The 19,321-nt window shown below is 35.6% G+C and carries 11 protein-coding genes; 5 read left to right on the top strand and 6 right to left on the bottom strand.

What is annotated here, in order from left to right; genetic code table 11:
• Positions 1-40 precede the first annotated feature (40 nt).
• Both G7051_RS08730 and fumC read right to left on the bottom strand, forming a co-directional pair.
• Entirely contained in the window at positions 41-601 is a 561-nt protein-coding gene (locus G7051_RS08730) for an AraC family transcriptional regulator (RefSeq protein WP_166199637.1), read from the bottom strand.
• Positions 602-610: 9 nt separating this feature from the next.
• Positions 611-2,011 carry a class II fumarate hydratase gene (gene fumC, locus G7051_RS08725; RefSeq protein WP_166199635.1) on the bottom strand — a complete coding sequence of 467 codons (1,401 nt, stop codon included), beginning with the start codon at positions 2,009-2,011 and terminating at the stop codon, positions 611-613.
• Positions 2,012-2,355: 344 nt separating this feature from the next.
• Here fumC and G7051_RS08720 point away from each other — a divergent pair, with 344 nt between their 5' ends.
• Both G7051_RS08720 and G7051_RS08715 read left to right on the top strand, forming a co-directional pair.
• Positions 2,356-2,934, top strand: coding sequence for a Crp/Fnr family transcriptional regulator (locus tag G7051_RS08720; protein ID WP_166199633.1), 579 nt, complete (start codon positions 2,356-2,358; stop codon positions 2,932-2,934).
• A gap of 137 nt (positions 2,935-3,071) precedes the next feature.
• The gene (locus G7051_RS08715) at positions 3,072-3,464 is read left to right on the top strand and encodes an FMN-binding protein (protein ID WP_255493351.1); all 393 of its coding nucleotides are present in this window, start codon (positions 3,072-3,074) and stop codon (positions 3,462-3,464) included.
• Positions 3,465-3,538: 74 nt separating this feature from the next.
• On the opposite strand, the gene G7051_RS08710 is transcribed toward G7051_RS08715, so the two are convergent.
• Positions 3,539-8,062: a M6 family metalloprotease domain-containing protein gene (locus G7051_RS08710; protein WP_166199631.1), complete on the bottom strand. Its 4,524-nt coding sequence runs from the start codon at positions 8,060-8,062 to the stop codon at positions 3,539-3,541.
• A gap of 375 nt (positions 8,063-8,437) precedes the next feature.
• Here G7051_RS08710 and G7051_RS08705 point away from each other — a divergent pair, with 375 nt between their 5' ends.
• From G7051_RS08705 to G7051_RS08695, 3 genes are read left to right on the top strand one after another with little or no spacing between them, the layout of a single operon-like run.
• The gene (locus tag G7051_RS08705; RefSeq protein ID WP_166113928.1) at positions 8,438-9,802 is read left to right on the top strand and encodes a sigma-54 dependent transcriptional regulator; all 1,365 of its coding nucleotides are present in this window, start codon (positions 8,438-8,440) and stop codon (positions 9,800-9,802) included.
• 28 nt (positions 9,803-9,830) lie between these two features.
• Positions 9,831-11,162 (top strand): PAS domain-containing sensor histidine kinase, encoded by a 1,332-nt coding sequence (locus G7051_RS08700; protein WP_166199629.1) that lies wholly within the window; start codon positions 9,831-9,833, stop codon positions 11,160-11,162.
• 12 nt (positions 11,163-11,174) lie between these two features.
• Positions 11,175-12,008, top strand: a complete 834-nt coding sequence (locus tag G7051_RS08695) for an alpha/beta hydrolase (protein ID WP_166199628.1) — start codon at positions 11,175-11,177, stop codon at positions 12,006-12,008.
• Between the two features lie 92 nt (positions 12,009-12,100).
• Here G7051_RS08695 and G7051_RS08690 read toward each other — a convergent pair whose 3' ends face one another.
• From G7051_RS08690 to G7051_RS08680, 3 genes are all read right to left on the bottom strand, one after another.
• Entirely contained in the window at positions 12,101-14,485 is a 2,385-nt protein-coding gene (locus G7051_RS08690; protein ID WP_166199626.1) for an ABC transporter permease, read from the bottom strand.
• Between the two features lie 10 nt (positions 14,486-14,495).
• The gene (locus G7051_RS08685) at positions 14,496-16,829 is read right to left on the bottom strand and encodes an ABC transporter permease (protein WP_166199624.1); all 2,334 of its coding nucleotides are present in this window, start codon (positions 16,827-16,829) and stop codon (positions 14,496-14,498) included.
• A 121-nt stretch (positions 16,830-16,950) separates the two neighbouring features.
• Complete coding sequence (locus G7051_RS08680; RefSeq protein WP_166199622.1) at positions 16,951-19,314, bottom strand: ABC transporter permease; 2,364 nt, start codon at positions 19,312-19,314, stop codon at positions 16,951-16,953.
• Positions 19,315-19,321: the final 7 nt, after the last annotated feature.

Raw genomic sequence — 19,321 nt, 5'->3', positions numbered from 1 at the left:
CGAGATAGTGTTACACTACTTTAGCTGGATGTTACATAATTCACAGGTTCTCGAGATTTGTATGTCTCATACATTTTCTTGTTCTGTACGAAGAAAGAGTAGAACCTGTTACCTTTTTAAATTGGTTAGATAAATGACCAATACTACTATAATGCAGTTTGAATGCTATTTCGGAGAAAGTTAGTTCGTTGTAAGATATAAGCTCTTTGACCCGTTCTATTTTGTGAGTAATAATAAAATGCTCAATATTAATGCCCTGTGCATCGGTAAACAGGTTTGAGAGGTATGTATAATTATAATTGAGTGTATTACTCAGGTAATCTGAAAAATTAATTCTCGGCTGATCATCTGAATAATGTATCAATTTGATAATTGCCGTCTTTATTAGTTCAATTAATATTTCCTTGTGATCCTCTATTAATTCTAATCCGGATCCTTGTAAGGCAATACTTATCAGAGTCTTTTGTTCTTTTGTTATATGTCCTGTTACATTAATAACACCGAGATCAACCGTAAGATAACGAATCAGCAATTTGTCTAATTCTTCCATTACAAGCATTTTGCAACGATTGCTCACCATGTGTTTGACATATAGTTTCATAAGCTAGATTTAAGTTATCACTCCCACCATCTTTTCAGGATTCACCCACTCATCAAATTCTTCAGAGGTTAAATAGCCTAATTCAACAGCCGCTTGTTTCAAAGTCGTATTATCCTGAAAGGCTTTTTGAGCAATAGCCGCCGCCTTATAATATCCTATTTTTGAGTTTAAGGCAGTTACAAGCATTAAAGAATTATCCAGATTTCGTTTTATGGTATCCGGAACAGGTTCTATACCAACAGCACAATGATCATTGAAGCTCACACATCCCTCACCTATCAAACGGGCACTATGCAGAAAATTATAAATAATCATTGGTTTAAATACATTAAGTTCGAAATGACCTGTAGCACCACCTATGGTTATCGCAACATCATTACCCATAACCTGTGCAGCTATCATAGTTAAAGCCTCACATTGAGTCGGGTTTACTTTACCCGGCATAATAGACGAGCCCGGTTCATTCTCCGGGATATGTATTTCTCCAATACCCGATCGGGGACCCGAACTGAGCATACGGATATCATTTGCGATCTTCATCAAGCTAACAGCTACTGTTTTCAAAGCTCCATGAGTTTCAACAATCGCATCATGAGTGGCCAAAGCTTCAAACTTATTGGGAGCAGTAACAAATGGAAGTCCGGTTAATTCGGCAATCTTTGCAGCAACATTCTCCGAATAATTCTTAGGAGTGTTGATTCCTGTTCCTACGGCAGTTCCCCCTAATGCCAATTCAGCCAAATGAGGTAAAGCATTCTTGATTGTTCTTAATCCATGATCGAGTTGTGCAACATATCCACTAAATTCTTGTCCGAGAGTAAGCGGGGTTGCATCCATAAAATGTGTACGCCCTATCTTTACCACCGACATATATTGTTTACTTTTATCGGCAAGAGTCGCACGAAGCTTCTCAATTCCGGGAATCGTTTTTTCAATCAACATTTTGTAGGCAGCAATGTGCATTGCCGTTGGAAACGTATCGTTAGATGATTGAGATTTATTTATATCATCGTTAGGCAACAACACTTTCTCCTTATCGGTAAGCTTCCCGCCATTCAACACATGTCCCCGATTAGCAATTACTTCGTTTACATTCATGTTCGATTGCGTTCCACTACCTGTTTGCCATACAACAAGAGGAAAAGAGTTATCTAGTTTACCTTCTAATATTTCGTCGCAAACCTTTGAAATCAGATCGCATTTCTCAGCAGGTAATACTCCTGCTCCTTTATTGGTTATTGCAGCTGCTTTTTTGAGGAAAGCAAAAGCATGAATGACTTCTTTCGGTATGCGATTTATGTCCTCTGCAATCTTAAAATTGTCGATACTACGTTGTGTTTGTGCTCCATAGTATGCATCTGATGGAACTTTGACTTCTCCTAAAGTATCTTTCTCGATTCTATAGTCCATATATCTTAATTTTAGAGTTTATAGCCCAGTACAATTTAAAGTATCAGTTTTTGTGTTTTCCGTGTCAGTATTGCTATATTTTGCATAATTAGCAAGTGACCCCTTTTTAAGGATAAGAGTCGTTTACTCCCATACTTAAAAAAGGTATAACAATATAAATATGAAGTATATACTATATTAAACAATAATAAGCTGGTATTGTTTACCCGAACCATCTCTTTAGAGACCGATATAAAATTAAAAGTGAGCGACTTATTTTGTTTTCCATAAATAGAGTCTATCTTTGACGAACAAGAATCAGTTGTTAATATCATCTATTAAACACTTAATAATAAGCTGTTAATATGTATCCGACTCTCATCAATCATATTCGCAATTACATTGAACTGGATGAAGATCAGATCCAGATCATTTATAAATATTTTCGACGATTAAATCTCAAAAATAAAGAGTATTTATTGGAAGAGGGGCAAATCTGCAAATCCTATTTTTTTATAGAAAAAGGCTGTGCAAGGATGTTCTTCTATACAGATAAAGGGGCAGAACAGATAACCCAATTTGCACTGGAAAATTGGTGGATTACGGATTATTTCAGCTTCGCAGATCAAAGCGTTTCCGAATATAACATACAAGTCATCGAGAAATCGGAAATACTGGCAATTGATCATCGTTCGTTCCATAAGTTACTTGAAGAATTGCCCGCTTTGGAACGGTATTTCCGGATAATTATGCAACGAGCAGTTGCCGCATCACAACTCAGAATTAAACTTCTCTACGATTTATCTAAAGAGGAACTTTATTTGCATTTCAGCTCTTATTTCCCTGAGTTTGTGCAGCGAGTACCTCAATACATGCTTGCTTCTTATTTAGGTCTTACTCCTGAATACTTGAGTGAGATTCGAAAAAGGAATATTAACTTCTGATTTCTTAAACCAGCTTAATTTTTCCCGAATTCTTTATCCATAATTTTGTATCAGAAAATTAAGATCTCAAACCTATCTATTGCTTTGGTAAGCATAATAGCAAGAGGCAGTTATAATTAAAGATAAACAGTAGAATTATGGATAAACCAATGCTAACCGAAAAGTTTTTTGATGTAATCAATCATGAAGGAGTTGTATCGATTGTTTCTTGGGGAATTGATGAACCGCACATTGCCAATACTTGGAATTCTTATATTGTAGTTACAGAAGACGGGCGAATTTTAATCCCGGCATATGGTCTGCGTAAAACGCAAAAAAATATAGAGGCAGAAGCAAACCACAAAGTAAAACTTGCACTCGGCACTCGCGAAGTTCTGGGGTATAAGGATTATCAAGGGACAGGCTTTGTCGTCACAGGGACCGGGAACTACCTCAGCGAAGGAGCCGATTATGATATGATGAAAGAGAAATTTTCGTTCCTAACAAGGGTATTGGAAGTGACAGTTATATCAGCAAAGCAAACATTATAATAAACCTTATAAGCAATAAAAGAGGAGATTAAAAAATCTCCTCTTTTTATTTACTATCAACCAGTACTTTTACTTTAGTCTTTTTTGATTTTATGGGTACTAATTCCTTGAGGTGTTGTTACTTTTACAATATATACCCCTGTATGCAGATTATTTAAAGAAAAGCGGGAATCTTGATTCACTTTTTTCACTAAAACTCCTTGCATATTATATATTTCGCTTTGTATAACTTCTGTAGGTGCATAAATGGACAAGATATTGGAAGCCTTTTCAAATACAACCGATACGCTCGTATTTTTATCAGCTCCTTCTGAGAAAGCAACTTTTAAAGATGTATCTGCCCAAATATCGTCTCCCCAGATATCTACTTCATTTACTTTAACAGGTAAACGGTCCATCAGCTTACTTCCCGTTGTACGTTCTACCACTTTAATCTTCCCTTCATGTTTTATATAGGGCATTATTATATAATTACCATCTTGTACTTCATCTGTTATTTCGCATGTGTAAGTATAGGTACTTCGAGTATTGGTAATATCTGTATAGAATGTTCCATTCGGGTAAAACAAACCAATACGTGCTTCGGCAGGAGCAGTAGTCGGCATATACACTTTAAATGGTACAAACTGATCTATTTCAAATAACTCGTTTACTTTATTATTGATATTCAACTGAATATATTTGTTTGCACTTACATCTTCGCTTGGAGCATATGATGTTAAAGAACGTCCCCAAATATCTTCATTTACTTTGATTGGCAACTTATCTATCCAAGGTGAAGATGCAGGACGCTCAATATCTTTTCGTTCGCCATTTTTATAAATGTAAGGCATCAACATATAAGCACTATTTGTTGTTTGAGAACGCAATTGACAAGTGTATACGTTGTTTGTTCTGAAAAGAACTATCAATGAGTCTCTCAAATCTCCATTGACCGGATTATACAAACCAAAATGCACTTCATCCGGATTAGCAACATTTGTATTAGCGTATATCTGGAATGTTTTATTTTTATTAACCGAATGATTATTCTCAAGATTTACTTTTAGGTGGTCTTTAAGTTGAATATCTCCTTCTGTGATTTCAACTCTGAAAGTAAGTATCAGGTTTATGAAAGTGTCATTAGACATCAAACATTCAAGATGCTTCCCTGCATATCCTTCGGCTATAAATTTACCGTTACCCAGACTTTTTACCGAAACAGGGGTACCGGTAACTTCCTGCCAATAATAATTAGTGATATTGCCATTAATATTATATTCACTACTCAAGTCTATGATCTGATCCGATGGTGTTTTTTCTCCAATGATAGGCTTTTGAGAATGATATTGTTCTTTGAAAGGTGAAATAATAGGCAATGTAGAGAATTTCAGACAATTATCATCACAGGTTAGACTTTTAAGTTTTGTATTTTTAGATATATCTAGAATTGTCATCTGGCTATTATAACAAGAAATAGTTTCTAATTCTGTATTTTGCGAAAAATCAATGTTTCCTGTCGGTGTGCTACGAGATTCAAAATGCTTCAGCTTTGTATTCTTCGATAAATCGATTTGTGTGATCTCTGTAAAATGAATATCAAGATATTCTAATAATAGATTATTTGATATATCAAGACTAGATAGGGGATTACCTACACAGATCAGGCTTTTTAAGTTTTTGTTATTTGTAACATCTATATTGGTTAGCGTTCTGGCACTACAATTTAATGAAACTAAAGATAGATTTTGGGTTAAGTCTAATTCTAAAATCGGATTCAAAGTGCACCACAAACTAACCAAATTCGTATTTTTCGAGATATCCAATTGTGATATTTTAGTTCCATATAAATCTAGTTGTTGAAGTTTTTTAAAATTACCGCAATCGAGAAGCCCAGCAATATCAAGGGAATATATACTGATAAATGTCATCCTTGAGGGTATTTCAGTATTCCAATCAGTTTTTATGTAGTTTGTAATTTTACCGATCCAATCTTGTGACGCATACCATGTAAGTGTGTCGGCTGTATCTAGTCCTACCATTTCATACACGAGTTTGTTCGTCCCTTCTATTGGCATACGTAGGATTCGACGAAGACCTTCTTTATCATCTTCATCATATATATTATTAATCTTCACAGAATATTCCAATACTAAATCAGGGAATGTCGCATTTGACATTTTACAGGTTAATTCTTCATTTCTGAAAGAAGGATCAGCTATAAATTCTCCATTCTCCGGACTATTTAGAGTGACTACCTGATTAAACTTATTATACCAAGTATAAGTTGTAAGACTACCTTTGATATTATATTCGCTACTCAAATCGATAATTTCGCCGATATTAACTTCACCCCCTTTAATCTTATATTGTGGGGTATAAGAATATTCCTCCTTTATTATCGCAGGATCCGGCAATGTTGAAAATTTGAGATATGCATAATGACATTGCAATCTTTCAATAGAAGTCGAACCAGATAAATCCAAATATGACAAGGGTAGATATGAAGCATTAACTTCTTTTAGAAATGGTAATTCGGAAGCAATTATTTGAGATATCTCTAACCCTTGCGCCGAAAGGCATTCTATTTTTTGAAAATATCTGCAATCTAATAAGCCTTCAATTGAAGGGGTTAAGGCCGGAGAGGAAATGATTTTTGTAATTCTTTTAGGTATTTCATTATTCCAAGTTAAAGGGATAGACCATTCACTTACTTGTTTAACCCACTCTTCCGATTCATACCATGTTAGTGTATCATTTACTGAGGTATGTCTGAAAGCCGTAACTGCATTATTCCCTTGTCTCAACAATTGTCTTAGTCCCTCCTTATCATCTTCATGATATTTGAAATTAGATAAATTTCCAAACCTAAAAGTCACAATACCATCTTGATTCACAATATGGGTCAAAGATTTCCCTGTTTCGGTAGAACTAGTAACACTTCCGTTAGAATATTCTAAAATAGTTTTGGCCGAAGGTACGGTTTCATCAGTGAATGAAGTATATTCATTTCCGAAAACACAACCGATATTATTTATATCTCCATAAGAATCAACAATATTCCCACCTTCTATCTGACCCGGAAAAGCATACGTAGATGACGCACATACTGGATATATTCTTTGAGGATAAGTGTAATTCGGACCGGAACTATTTCTTATATTCTTGTCGACACGATATATCAGTAAGCCTCCTTGAAATAAAGGACCATTGTATTGAGGACCATTTAATAATCCGGCATCAAAACCTTTCTTTTGACGGTTTTCAAGAATAAAAAAGTCGTCCTGAACATTTTCCAGAGAAGTAAAATCAGTGAGATTATTTCCCTTTTGATATATATATGCAACCGGATTCTCTGCCGCATTTTCAAGACTAAAAGAACCCGAAGTAGTTAAAACCTGAGGTTTAACCCATCCGAGCCGGATTTTCTCATACATATTCATATGTGCCGGGCTATTACCATAAAACATGGATGTATAAAAATTATCTGTAATATAATTATGAGAGCCACCCGCCATCAAATCCCATTGTCCTGTACCTTTATATACGCCATTTCCATCGTAAAAATCTTTTGATTCAAAAAGAAGATGGGCAAGCTCATGAGTCGGAGTACCTATTGTCGAAACTTTTTTCTCGTCTCTGTTTCGCATATTGGGACTTAATTCGGCTGAACAAGAATATCTCTTAAATGTATATGTTTGTCCGTCTTTAGAACTCACACAATCATAATCGTCCGGATTTCCGGGTTCTAAAGAACCTCCCATTCCAAAACCATATTGATGGGACCAGGCAAACCCATTGGCGAGACCAGCAAAGGCCTGATCCTCTCCTGCATAAATAATATGCAATCGGTTTATCTCACCCGAAGGATCTGCATATAAAGACAAGTCTAATTCGGGTTCATTTTGTATTTTATTTTTTATTAGAAATTTGCCCAGTTTACTCAGGTTTGTTACTTGATATACCCCGGCTCCTCTGTAATTGGACATTTCTTCGGCACGGTAAGGACCAACCACATCGAAAGTAATATTTACCTTTCCATAAGAATTTTCCAAAAAGTAATCTTTGACACTGCCATGGGCGGGATTTCCTAATGTTCCGGTGTAGCCCCTCTGATTTAATAGCATCTCAAATTTAGATTTTACATTTTCTGTAGTCATGGGCTTATCGGCAAAATCAACCAATACGCACAAGACATGGAATTCCCCTTCATAAGGTCTGGTCACAAATGCACGACCTTTGACTTGCTCCTTTTCGATGTTCCATATTTGGAGCATACTGTTAACTTGAGAAGTACTGTAAAATAACTTCTGAGGTATGGCATTTATCCGAGGATCAAATGACCTTTTCATTTGTGAATTTTTATAAACAATATCTGATGGCTCGATATCTCCCTCACTATTTTTAAGGGCATAAACAATACGTCCATCATTGTCTAATAAAAGTGTATGCCCATCGGGAGATTCCATCCAATTGATTTTCTCATCACCTCTTAAATAATACTCGATAACTGTACCATCGGGTTGTGTGTCTTTGATTAATTGAGGTTGAGCAGGACCTGCACTCGTACTTATGGATATAAGAAATATACCCAGAAAAAATAATAATAGTCTTTTCATAATAATTTTGTGTATAATAAGTGTATAGTTGTTTAAGTTTGTTCATTGCTAAGAAACCGCTAAATTAACATTTCTTCTCATGAAAACATAAAATTCATAAACTAAAATAAAATTAGATCATTAGAATATCACTCTTTTGACGCAATCATTTCCCCTATTTTTATAAAACACGATTTATATTATCTTATTATTAATTACATTTGTAGTATCAGCTTAAGCTATCAAACCTTTATTATTACTAAGATTAATATATAAAACAGTTGACTCTTTAACAGGTACACAAATAAACCGGCATCTGTTTCCTGTAAGCTTGTTTACCACTAACTATTAAGCTTAAAATAATAAATATTTCGCATTACCTAATGAACTCTAAAAATGAAAAAAGGAAGTATTCTTGTTGTGGATGATAATAAAAATGTACTGAGTGCATTACGTATCTTGTTAGATGGCTATTTCGAAAACGTCTATTTATTGTCTACGCCTAACATGCTTATTTCTATGCTACGGGAAAAGAATCCCGATATTGTTTTGTTAGATATGAATTATTCAGCCGGAATCAACTCCGGTAACGAAGGGTTATACTGGCTATCAGAGGTGAAAAAGATAGATCCGGAACTACCCGTTGTACTTTTCACAGCATATGCAGATATAGAACTAGCCGTGAAAGCGTTAAAAGAAGGAGCCTCCGATTTTGTTGTTAAGCCTTGGGATAATACAAAACTGTTGGCTACATTACAAGCCGCTTTTTCGTTACGACAATCACGCAAAGAGGTGAAGAAGCTCCGAGAGAAGCAAAACGTACTGAATTCTGAATTGAATAAAGAAGAAGATGTCTGCTGGGGAAAATCAGAAGTAATGCAGAACCTTTTGAATCTGATGAAAAAAGTGGCAAGTACCGATGCCAATGTTTTGATAACGGGAGAAAATGGAACGGGAAAAGAACTCATCGCAAAAAAGATACATCACCTATCATTACGAGCTAATGAAACTCTGGTAAGTGTAGACATGGGAGCTGTAACCGAGAGTTTGTTTGAAAGTGAATTGTTCGGACATACCAAGGGGTCGTTTACTGATGCAAAAACCGATAGAGCAGGAAAATTTGAAGCTGCTGACAAAGGTTCTCTTTTTCTCGATGAAATCGGCAATCTTAGTTATACTTTACAGGCTAAGTTGCTGACTGCTTTACAGTCAAGATATATAATAAGAGTGGGAAGTAATACACCCATTCCGGTGGATATAAGACTTATTTGTGCCACAAACCGAAACTTATTTAAAGCTGTGCAGGACGGTGAATTCCGTGAAGATTTACTATACCGTATTGATACCATACAGATAGAAGTGCCCCCTTTACGTGAACGACGTGAGGATATATTGCAACTTGCCAATTTTTTTCTTAATAAATTCACAAAGAAATACAACAAAAAAGCATTAACGATAAGCGATAAAGCCGCTGCAAAACTAGAAAGCTATTCATGGCCGGGTAATGTCCGTGAATTACAGCATGCCATAGAAAAAGCTGTAATATTAAGCGATGGAACCGAGCTGCAACCAACAGACTTTTACATGCGTCCGATGGAAAATAAAGCAGCCGTAATAGAATCGATGAACCTCGAAGAAATGGAGAAAATCTTAATAGAAAAAGCCCTTACAAAGTACGATAAGAACATATCGGCAATCGCCGCCGAATTGGGCATAACAAGACCTACGTTATATAGTAAAATGAAAAAGTATGGATTATAAGATCTTTTAATCTTATCCTTTATAAAATATGTTTAAATCTATCGAATACAAACTTATTATTTTTGTTTTGTTGCTGATTTTATCAGTAGCCTTAACCACTTATCTGATAACTCAGCAAGAATATGTATACATTGGAGTATCTGTTCTGCTTATGCTATATTCTTTGAAAAGCTTATATAGCCATTATAAGAAGTTCAATCAGAATATCCTTTTTTTGCTGAATGCATTAGATAATGGAGATTATTCGTTCCATTTTACCGAAGCCAAAACCTCGAAAAGAGAAAAGGAACTGAACCAAATGATGAACAGGATCAAGGATATATTAACACGGGCACGAAAAGAAGTCATAGAAAATGAAAAATTCCTGAGTCTTATTATCGAAAGTGTTTCGACCGGTATTATAATACTCGATCCTAATAATAATGTACATGCCACCAATCATGCCACCAATCAGTTGCTGGGATTACCCGTATTTACGCATCTTAATCAGCTAAAACCGATTGATGAATCGTTACCCGAATTATTTAAGAATTTAGAGGTAAAAGATAATACCCAAATAAAAATAGCTAACGAGCGCGAAGAAATCCAGATAAGCCTGAATGTTTCCAAAATTACATTGAAGAAAGGCACGATGAAGGTTATAACGCTTAATAACATCGGCAATGAATTGGAAGCTAAAGAAATGGAGTCGTGGATACGATTGATCCGTGTAATGACTCACGAAATAATGAATTCGATAGCACCTATTACTTCTTTAACCGAAACTTTACTCTTTTCTTATAAAATGCAATCGGCTGAAGCACCCGATGATTCACTCAGAAGAAATACGGTAGATGCTCTTGAAACTATCAGTTCTACAGCTAAAGGGCTGATTACATTTGTTGATTCTTACCGTAAATTTACAGGAGTTCCAACCCCTCAGTTCCGTAAATTTGAGCTGGTACCTTTACTCGAAAAAGTGCTACATCTCGAATCATCCAATATGGAGGAAAAAGGTATTGAATCAAGCATTATTTATACGAATAAACATATTGAACTGAATGCCGATGAGGGACAAATCACTCAGATATTAGTCAATATAATAAAGAATGCTGTCGAAGCTATAAATAATTCTAAAGGGAAAATAGAAATAAGAGTATCGGAGTCCGAAAACAAAGTTTCTATCGATATCTACAATAACGGAGACCCCATTCCATCGGAAATTGCAGCCCATATATTTATTCCGTTTTTTACCACAAAAGATTATGGAACAGGTATCGGACTTAGTGTATCACGCTATATCATGCGATTGCATGGAGGAAATCTAAAGCATCATACATCCAATGAGTGGACTGTTTTCAGTCTTATTTTTAATATCTAATTAGAACAAAATATGAGTAAAAAATTAATCTTAAGTTTGTGTTTTCTATTATCTACGATAGCAGTTATTACAGCTCAAAGCTCTATTGGCAGTAATTATATGCTAAAAGAAAATATACCTTACATCGGTAATTCTGAAAAAGACAGTTATAAATTAGAGCGTTGCAAATTGGATATTTATTATCCGGTTGACAAGAAAAACTATTCTACGGTTATTTGGTTTCATGGAGGTGGACTCGAAGGTGGAGAAAAAGGCATCCCCGACGAATTGAAGAATAAAGGGATAGCAGTGGTAGCAGTCAATTATCGCTTAAGCCCCAGAGCCAAGAATCCGGCATATATCGAAGATGCAGCAGAATCGGTAGCATGGGTTTTCAACAATATTGCATCCTTTGGAGGTAATCCCGATGATATTTATATTGCTGGACATTCGGCAGGTGGGTATTTGGCTCTTATGGTTGGACTCGATAAAAGTTATTTGAACAAGTATAATATAGATGCAAACAGAATAAAAGGATTGATACCGATCAGCGGACAAACAAATACACATTATACAATAAAAAAAGAGCGGGGGCTTCCTTTCGAAATACCTTATATCGATAATTACGCACCTTTGGCTCATGCCCGAAAAGATGTTCCGCCGACACTTCTTGTTACAGGAGACAGGAGACTTGAATTACCTGCACGTTATGAAGAAAACGCACATTTAGATGCAATTCTAAGAACATTAGGCAACAAGGAAATTACCTTATATGAATTACAAGGGTTCGATCATGGAGCGGTGTATGCTCCTGGTTGTTATCTGATTATAGACTGGATTAAAAAATATAGTAATAGTAAAGAATAAAAAGGAGCGGAAAAAATTCCGCTCCTTTTTATACAGAAGTGATTTTCAAAGTAAAGATTGTAAATTTCAAATCAGAATTGATCTCTTTTTCATTAGCTGTTTTTTACTGAATTGACCGGATTTATCTTTGCTGCCTTCCAGCTTTGAAAGCTAATAGCAATCAGAGAGAGCAGAGCAACAAAAATACTTGCAGCAATATACATCCACCAGCCAAGACTTGCCTTATATGCAAAATTTTCCAGCCATTTATCTATTATAAACCAGGCTACAGGTATAGCTATACAAACAGAGAGTAGAACCCATTTTAGCAAACTGAAATTAAGCATTTCGATAATTTCCCAATTGGCAGCTCCGTTTACTTTCCTTATCCCGATTTCTTTTGTGCGTGATTTTATCATAAATGCCATAAAGACGATCAATCCGAGAATCGTTATTATTAAGCATAATACCGAAAAGAATTTAATGGCTTTTCCGGCATTCAACTCATTCTTGTATACAACATTGTAGCTGTCACTAAGAAACTTATAATTGAGAGGATAATCGGGGTTTACTTTTTCCCAAACTGAATTCAGAGTTTGCATAGCCTGATTCTCCTGTCCCGGCACGAATTTGATCATAAAACAATTCATAAACATATTGCGTTGCAGTATGATCATTGGAACAGCATCTTCATAAACATTAGTGTAAGTAAAGTCTTCTACAACTCCCGATATTACAGCCGATTGGGTATAATCGAGCATACCATGGTCGATCTTTATTTCTTTTCCGATTGCCTCTTCGGATGAAGAGAATCCAAACACTTGCAAAGCTTTCTTATTGACAATAACGTCTTCTTTTAGATTTGAAAATATTTTTTCGTCCATTCGTTTGAAGACAAGCTCTTCCTCTTCTTTTAGAGTCATCTTCAGAGGAGGAAAAATCTCTCCGGCAACCAATCTGATCCCATAAAAAGAAAAGAAATCCTCACCGACTACTAATACAGGCAAATGTATTTGCTCTTTGCCGTCTATAGATGCACCAACCATATCTCTTACTGCCGATCCAGGTAACTGCATCGCTCCGGTTACCGATTCTATTTCTGGATGATTCAGTAGCTCTTCTCTCAATGAAGAATAGTTACTGATCACTTCTGCAGGCTGTTCTTCGAGAACAGCAATATTACTTTCGTTGCCCCCAATTTGAGTGTTTTTAATCAAAGTGATCTGATTATTTATGCCTATAGTTACAATAATGATAAAAATAACGATGCTATATTGTATGATAAGCACATACTTTACATTGGAAAAAGAAAAACGGGTCATCCGTAAATCAATACGATCATTGAAGAAGAATGTAGATGAAAGATTAACAAAAACAGGTAATAACGAAACAAAAAGAGTGAAGAATGAAAAAAGCAGGATTAATATTATCTCCTCACTAATATTAATAGCTTCAAAAGAAATTGAAAAATAATCGGCAACAAATACAGATATCAATTTACCGATCAATATTCCTATAATAGCCAACCAAAGTACCACCTGAAATTCATCCTTAGCCACCAAAGCCGACGAAGCACCATTAAGCCTCAACAATTGATAATACCTTTTATTATAAGAAAAAATAACAGTCCCGTTGAGCCATAAATTAAACATCACAATGATGAAAAGTAGTGCATTAGCTCCAATAATAAGGTAGATATAATAAATATTTCCGTTGGGCTCCATTTCCCTCAAAACATGGCTATGCAAATGTATGTCGGTCATAGGCATGAGACTTATTTTAGCACTTGGTCTTTGCGGATTATCCTTCAGAAAGATATCGGTTATTTTCTGCTCCAACTGCGAATAATTCTGTCCCTTTACTATTAATAGATAAGCGTAAAAGAACGAATTGTCGAAATCTGTTTCACGAACAATAATATCTGTATGAAAATGCGTATTATCAGGCAAATCTTTAAAGACCCCATTTATGGAGCATGTCATATCGGGAAATTTACGTCCACTCAATTCTATCTTTGATCCGATGATATCGGTTGTTCCGAATAATTGATTGGCCAGTTTTTCACTGATTACAACACTATTCGGAGATGCGAACACAGTTTTAGCATCTCCTTTCAGTAAAGGAATATCAAGTATCTGAAAAAGGTTTTCGCTCGAAAAGTATAAGTCGTTTATTACCTGCTTCGTTCCATTGAGTTTTAATATTGCAGGCGTTACTTTCGACAATTTTAGTCCATCCTCAATTTCGGATACACTTTCCAGTATTTGATTAAAGTTGGTTCCATACATACGTCCATCAGCCTGCTGTCCGTCATAGCTCACCGCCATACGGACAATGCGGTCTGCATTGGAATAAAACCGATCATAACTAAGTTCTCTTTTCACATAAGTGTACGAAACAAGTATACAGGCAAACATCAAAGCCAAGCCTAATAAGTTGACAATCCTAAGGTTTTTACTTTTCAGAAAACGTCTTATTACAAATGGAATATTATACATATTATATCTTTTACTCGCTTTTTAATGAATCAACCGGATTGGCTCGTGCCGCCTTTAAACTCTGCCAACTTACCGAAAGAAGCGATAGCACCAATACTATCAGACCGGCTGCTGCAAATACCCACCAGCTAAGTTCTATTTTATAAGCAAATCCTTCCAGCCAACGGTTCATAGCATAATAAGCAATTGGACAGGCAAATACAAAAGCAACGAACACTCTGACAAAAGAGTCAAAATTGAGCATTCTTAAAATCTCACTTTCAGTAGCTCCATTTACTTTCCTTATACCAATCTCTTTTTCTTTTTGTCGAATCAAGTAAAGCGACATAGCAAAGACTCCCATCACCATAATAACAATAGTCAGTATGGTAAATGCTGATATTATCTGCGAAGTCTTTTTTTCTTTCTCATATGCCTGTTGTACAGTATCATCAACGAATCGAGATTCGAAGAATTCTCCTCCGGAGTACTTGGAATATGTATCTTTTATTTTTTCTGCTGTTTTGTATAAATCTGCTCCATCTGTTATTTTTACAATAATATTGTCCACCCAAGAACTCGGTAAGAGTTTACTTATACGCATTAACCCAATGGGTTCATGTAATGATTTAAAGTTGAAATCACTAACTATTCCGGCAATCTGATGATAGTTGTTATACCCGAAATTTGCCATATATGTAATAGAATCGGGATGTAATGCATTATAAGCTACCTGATTCACCCAATAAGTATCCTTAGATGGTTCTATACCCGTAGGTTTTATTTTAATATTAAATATTTTGAAGAATGTAGAATCTACAACAAGTTCCTGAAAACTAAACTGCTTACCATCTACCTCGAAAGAGTAATTATTGCTTCCTGTAACCGGAGTGCCTCTTGAATAAGATACCAATTCAACTCCTGATATTGATTGTAATTTATCTTTAAATCCGTCAAGCTGGGCACTGTCCAAAACATTATCCATAACCAAAATACCATCACGGTTAAATCCCTGATCGTAATTTACCAGAAAATCAGACTGTTGATTGATAAAAAAACTACATATAAGGAGGGTTATTGCAACAATATACTGGAATATGATAAGAACTTTAGAATATTTCGCTTTTACCTTCCGTGCAAAAGTACCTTTCACTATTTCCAAAGGATTAAATCCTGAAATAATTATTGCCGGGATAAAACCGGCGACAATAGAAATAAACAATACAAAAATAACAGCTATAAAGATTAACGAGGGAGTAAACTGACTGGATAAGTTTAAATTGGTATTTAGGAGATTATTGCAAAACGGCTCTATCAAAAAAGCCATAAAGAGCCCCAGCAGAAAAGTGAAAGAAGTCATTAGAAATGACTCTGCCAACAATTGCAGAACGATTTGTCTTCGACTACAACCCAGCAGTTTCTTCATCGCGGCTTCCTTCCCTCTGAACCCGGCTTGAGCAACAGTCATGTTAATATAATTAAGCAAAGCAATAACCAATATAAGTATAACAATACCCGTATATACAGTAATAAGTGTCTTGCTATTTGTACTGAGATTAGAATACGGCTCACTTATCTCGAAATAAGCATCTTCAAGAGGTATAAATTTAAGATCCTGAGTAAAACCATCCTTATAGAACCAAAATTCTTTCTTAAACAACTCCAATAACATAGGAGCTTTAGCCGACAGATTGCTACCCTCTTTTTCCAGAAAATACATAGTGAAACCAAAATTACTAGCAGTATTTAATATCCATTCTTCCCCCATACCACCCCAAAACATCTTAATAGACTTATAATTAACGATAAAATCAGCTTTAGGTATCTGCGTGTTTTGAGGTATATCTTCCATTATACCCGTAATAGTATGCTCCGTATTATTAATAATAAGGTGGGCACCTATCGGACTCTTGTCGCCAAATGTTTTATAAGCAAATGATTTTGTCACCACTACTGATTTTAAGGGAGTCAGTACCTGAGAAGGGCTACCCTCGATCAGTTTAAAGGAGAAAATAGTGAAAAAGGTTGGATCAGCAAACAATGCCTCTGCTTTTACTTTCGGCTGTCCTTTTTCACCCAAGACTACAGACCGGGGGAATATTCGGGTATATGACTCAACCTCAGGGCAATTGTCTTTTACAAAATCGGCTACAGGATTACCAAATTTAGATGACTCGTCATGAGCAAGCAAAAATATCCGGTCTTTTTTCTCATGGAAACTATCCACCGATAATTCCTGCTTCACATATATACCCAATAGTATCACAAATGTAAGTGATACTGCAAAGCCAACAATCGACACTAAAGTGTATAACTTATTTCTGAACAGAAATTTCTGATATACTTTTAAATCTGATATTCTCATTCTCGTATTTGTTTAAATTTTCGATAAAACGAAGGAGAAGCTTTATCTAACTAATAATCACTTTGCACATGAAAAAATATAAACTCGACTTCTCCTTCGTGACTTAATATGGAAACAGAAATTATTCGTTTTTAACAGAATCCACAGGATTGGCTCTTGCAGCCTTCCAGGTTTGATAGCTTACCGTCAATAGTGCGACCAAACACGATACAATTCCTGCCAGTAAGAATACCCATATACTTAGATTTACTTTTATTACAAAGCCATCGAGCCAGTTGTTTAAGAATAAGTAGGATATTGGGCAGGCTATAACAAAAGAAATGATTACCCATATTACAATATCTTTATTCAATAGCAATAACAGGTCCAGAAGAGTAGCTCCGTTGATTTTACGAATACCGATTTCTTTTATTCTGCGTTGAGTTGAATAAAAAGCCATAGCATACAATCCTGTTATTGTAATTATAAATGTTATGATCAAAGCATAACTTAATACATTCCGTGTATTCATCTCCGACAAGTATAATTTCTGATAAGTTTCATCGAGAAAGTGGTATTCGAAAGGAACATTAGGAACCATCTCTTTCCATTTTTTCTCTATGGTTTTTATCGCTTTTTGCGGGTCTCCTGCTATTTTAAAGAATATCGGATTATTTGCGGTGTGAGATGCATTGAGATACATCTGAGGATCGGGTTCCTGATGCAGTGATTTTACATATGTATCTCGTATGACTCCTTTTACGATATACGGTTCACCATCATTCTCACTAAGTTTACCTCCAATAGATACTAAAGTAAAAGATTTACCAACGGGATCTTTAAGACCTAAAACCTCGGCTGCACGTTCGTTTATCACACAGTAATTAGCACTGGATGTACTTTCGAGACTCAGAGGGTTTTCGCCGGAGACAAATTTCATCCCGAAGAAGTCAAAGTAATTAGGTGTCACCTCCGATAGGTCGAGTAATATTTCCTCTCCTGTCTCAAAATTCTTTCCTCCAATTCCATTACCCATCTTAAATGGCAAATTATACTGTCGTATTACAACATCGCCGATAGATGGGTCTTGAATCAACTCGTCTCGTAAAGATTTATAGTCAGAACCAAAATCTCCCCATCCCTGTAGATAGATTATATTTTTGTTATCAAATCTTAGGTCTTGAGACAGAATATGATCAATCTGTCTGCCAAAAAAGAATACCACTATAAGCAAACAGATAGATGAGGTAAATTGTATGATTATTAAAACCTTCTGAAAGCCTGACATTTTCTTACCTCTAAACTTACTGGTCAGAGTCTCGATAATTCCAAATCGCGTCATCTGAAGAGCCGGAAAAGAGCCTGCCAATAATGTTGTAATGACTATCAGACAGAAAATATACAGATATAGATCAAAAGATAAAAAATCTATTTTTATTTGAGAGCCTGTATAGTTATTAAAGACAGGAAGTATAAGTACTGCAAGTAGCACGCCCCCGACAACGGAGACTAAAACATACATAATGGTCTCCTTATAAAAATCCAGGATCAGGGATGTTTTAGTTGCTCCCTGTGATTTTTTTATTCCTATTGTTTTTGCCCTAATAAAAGAAGTAGAAATAAATAAATTAGTAAAATTTATACAAGCTATAATAAGAATCGCAAGAGCCGTAGTCAGGAATATTCCCAGAAGCTGCTTATCGCCCTTTACGGCACTATCAAAACCGGAATTTGCTTTACTAAAATGCACTTCTTTTAAAGGTTCGAGTTTAACCTCATAAAATGCATCCTTTAAAAAAGAAAACGATCCTTGTTTATTGATTTCTATAAGTTTCTTTTCTATAGCTCCAAAATCGGAATTAGGAGGTATAATAAAATAAGTATCATACGAGAAACTACTGTCCCATCCCAAATCTTTAAATTCACCAAACAAGGGAAATACCATTTCGCCCTGAATATGAGAATTTAGAGGTATATCATACATCACAGCCGAAACAGTAAACCGGCTGCCATGAATGTAAATTGTTTTACCGATAGGATCTTCGTGCGGATAATATTTTTTAACGGCAGTCTCCGTTAGGATTACATTATCGGGAGCCGAAAATGCTGTATTTACATCACCTGTTTTTAGTGGAAAAGAAAAGAATGAGAAAAAATTGGGGTCGGTAATAAGTACCTTCACACCAAAGTTAACTATATTATTTATAGTTACTCCGTCTGCCCGTACTACCACCCTGCACATTTGTTCTATCTCAGGAATTTCGGCTACAGCCAACTCCCCCAGGGGTTTAAATGAAGTCGCTGCTTTTATAGGTTCGTTGTTTAAAACAAAACTTTGTACCACCCGATACATCTTATCGCCATTGGTATGGAAATTATCGAACGTCAATTCATTAATTGCCCATAATCCCACAGTAAGAGATACCATGATACCAAGACTTAAGCCACAAATGTTAAGTATGCCTACAGTCTTTTGTTTACTAAAATTCCTGAGAAATTGTTTCATCTTTTTT

The sequence above is a fragment of the Dysgonomonas sp. HDW5B genome (genome assembly GCF_011299335.1).
Classification (GTDB): domain Bacteria; phylum Bacteroidota; class Bacteroidia; order Bacteroidales; family Dysgonomonadaceae; genus Dysgonomonas_A.
Note: the sequence above shows the minus strand (reverse complement) of the source record. Positions and strands in the feature narration are given on the sequence as shown.

Coding starts and splice junctions, on each gene's coding strand:
- G7051_RS08730 (WP_166199637.1), bottom strand. CDS start 601: ATGAAACTATATGTCAAACACATGGTGAGCAATCGTTGCAAAATGCTT.
- fumC (WP_166199635.1), bottom strand. CDS start 2,011: ATGGACTATAGAATCGAGAAAGATACTTTAGGAGAAGTCAAAGTTCCA.
- G7051_RS08720 (WP_166199633.1), top strand. CDS start 2,356: ATGTATCCGACTCTCATCAATCATATTCGCAATTACATTGAACTGGAT.
- G7051_RS08715 (WP_255493351.1), top strand. CDS start 3,072: ATGGATAAACCAATGCTAACCGAAAAGTTTTTTGATGTAATCAATCAT.
- G7051_RS08710 (WP_166199631.1), bottom strand. CDS start 8,062: ATGAAAAGACTATTATTATTTTTTCTGGGTATATTTCTTATATCCATA.
- G7051_RS08705 (WP_166113928.1), top strand. CDS start 8,438: ATGAAAAAAGGAAGTATTCTTGTTGTGGATGATAATAAAAATGTACTG.
- G7051_RS08700 (WP_166199629.1), top strand. CDS start 9,831: ATGTTTAAATCTATCGAATACAAACTTATTATTTTTGTTTTGTTGCTG.
- G7051_RS08695 (WP_166199628.1), top strand. CDS start 11,175: ATGAGTAAAAAATTAATCTTAAGTTTGTGTTTTCTATTATCTACGATA.
- G7051_RS08690 (WP_166199626.1), bottom strand. CDS start 14,485: ATGTATAATATTCCATTTGTAATAAGACGTTTTCTGAAAAGTAAAAAC.
- G7051_RS08685 (WP_166199624.1), bottom strand. CDS start 16,829: ATGAGAATATCAGATTTAAAAGTATATCAGAAATTTCTGTTCAGAAAT.
- G7051_RS08680 (WP_166199622.1), bottom strand. CDS start 19,314: ATGAAACAATTTCTCAGGAATTTTAGTAAACAAAAGACTGTAGGCATA.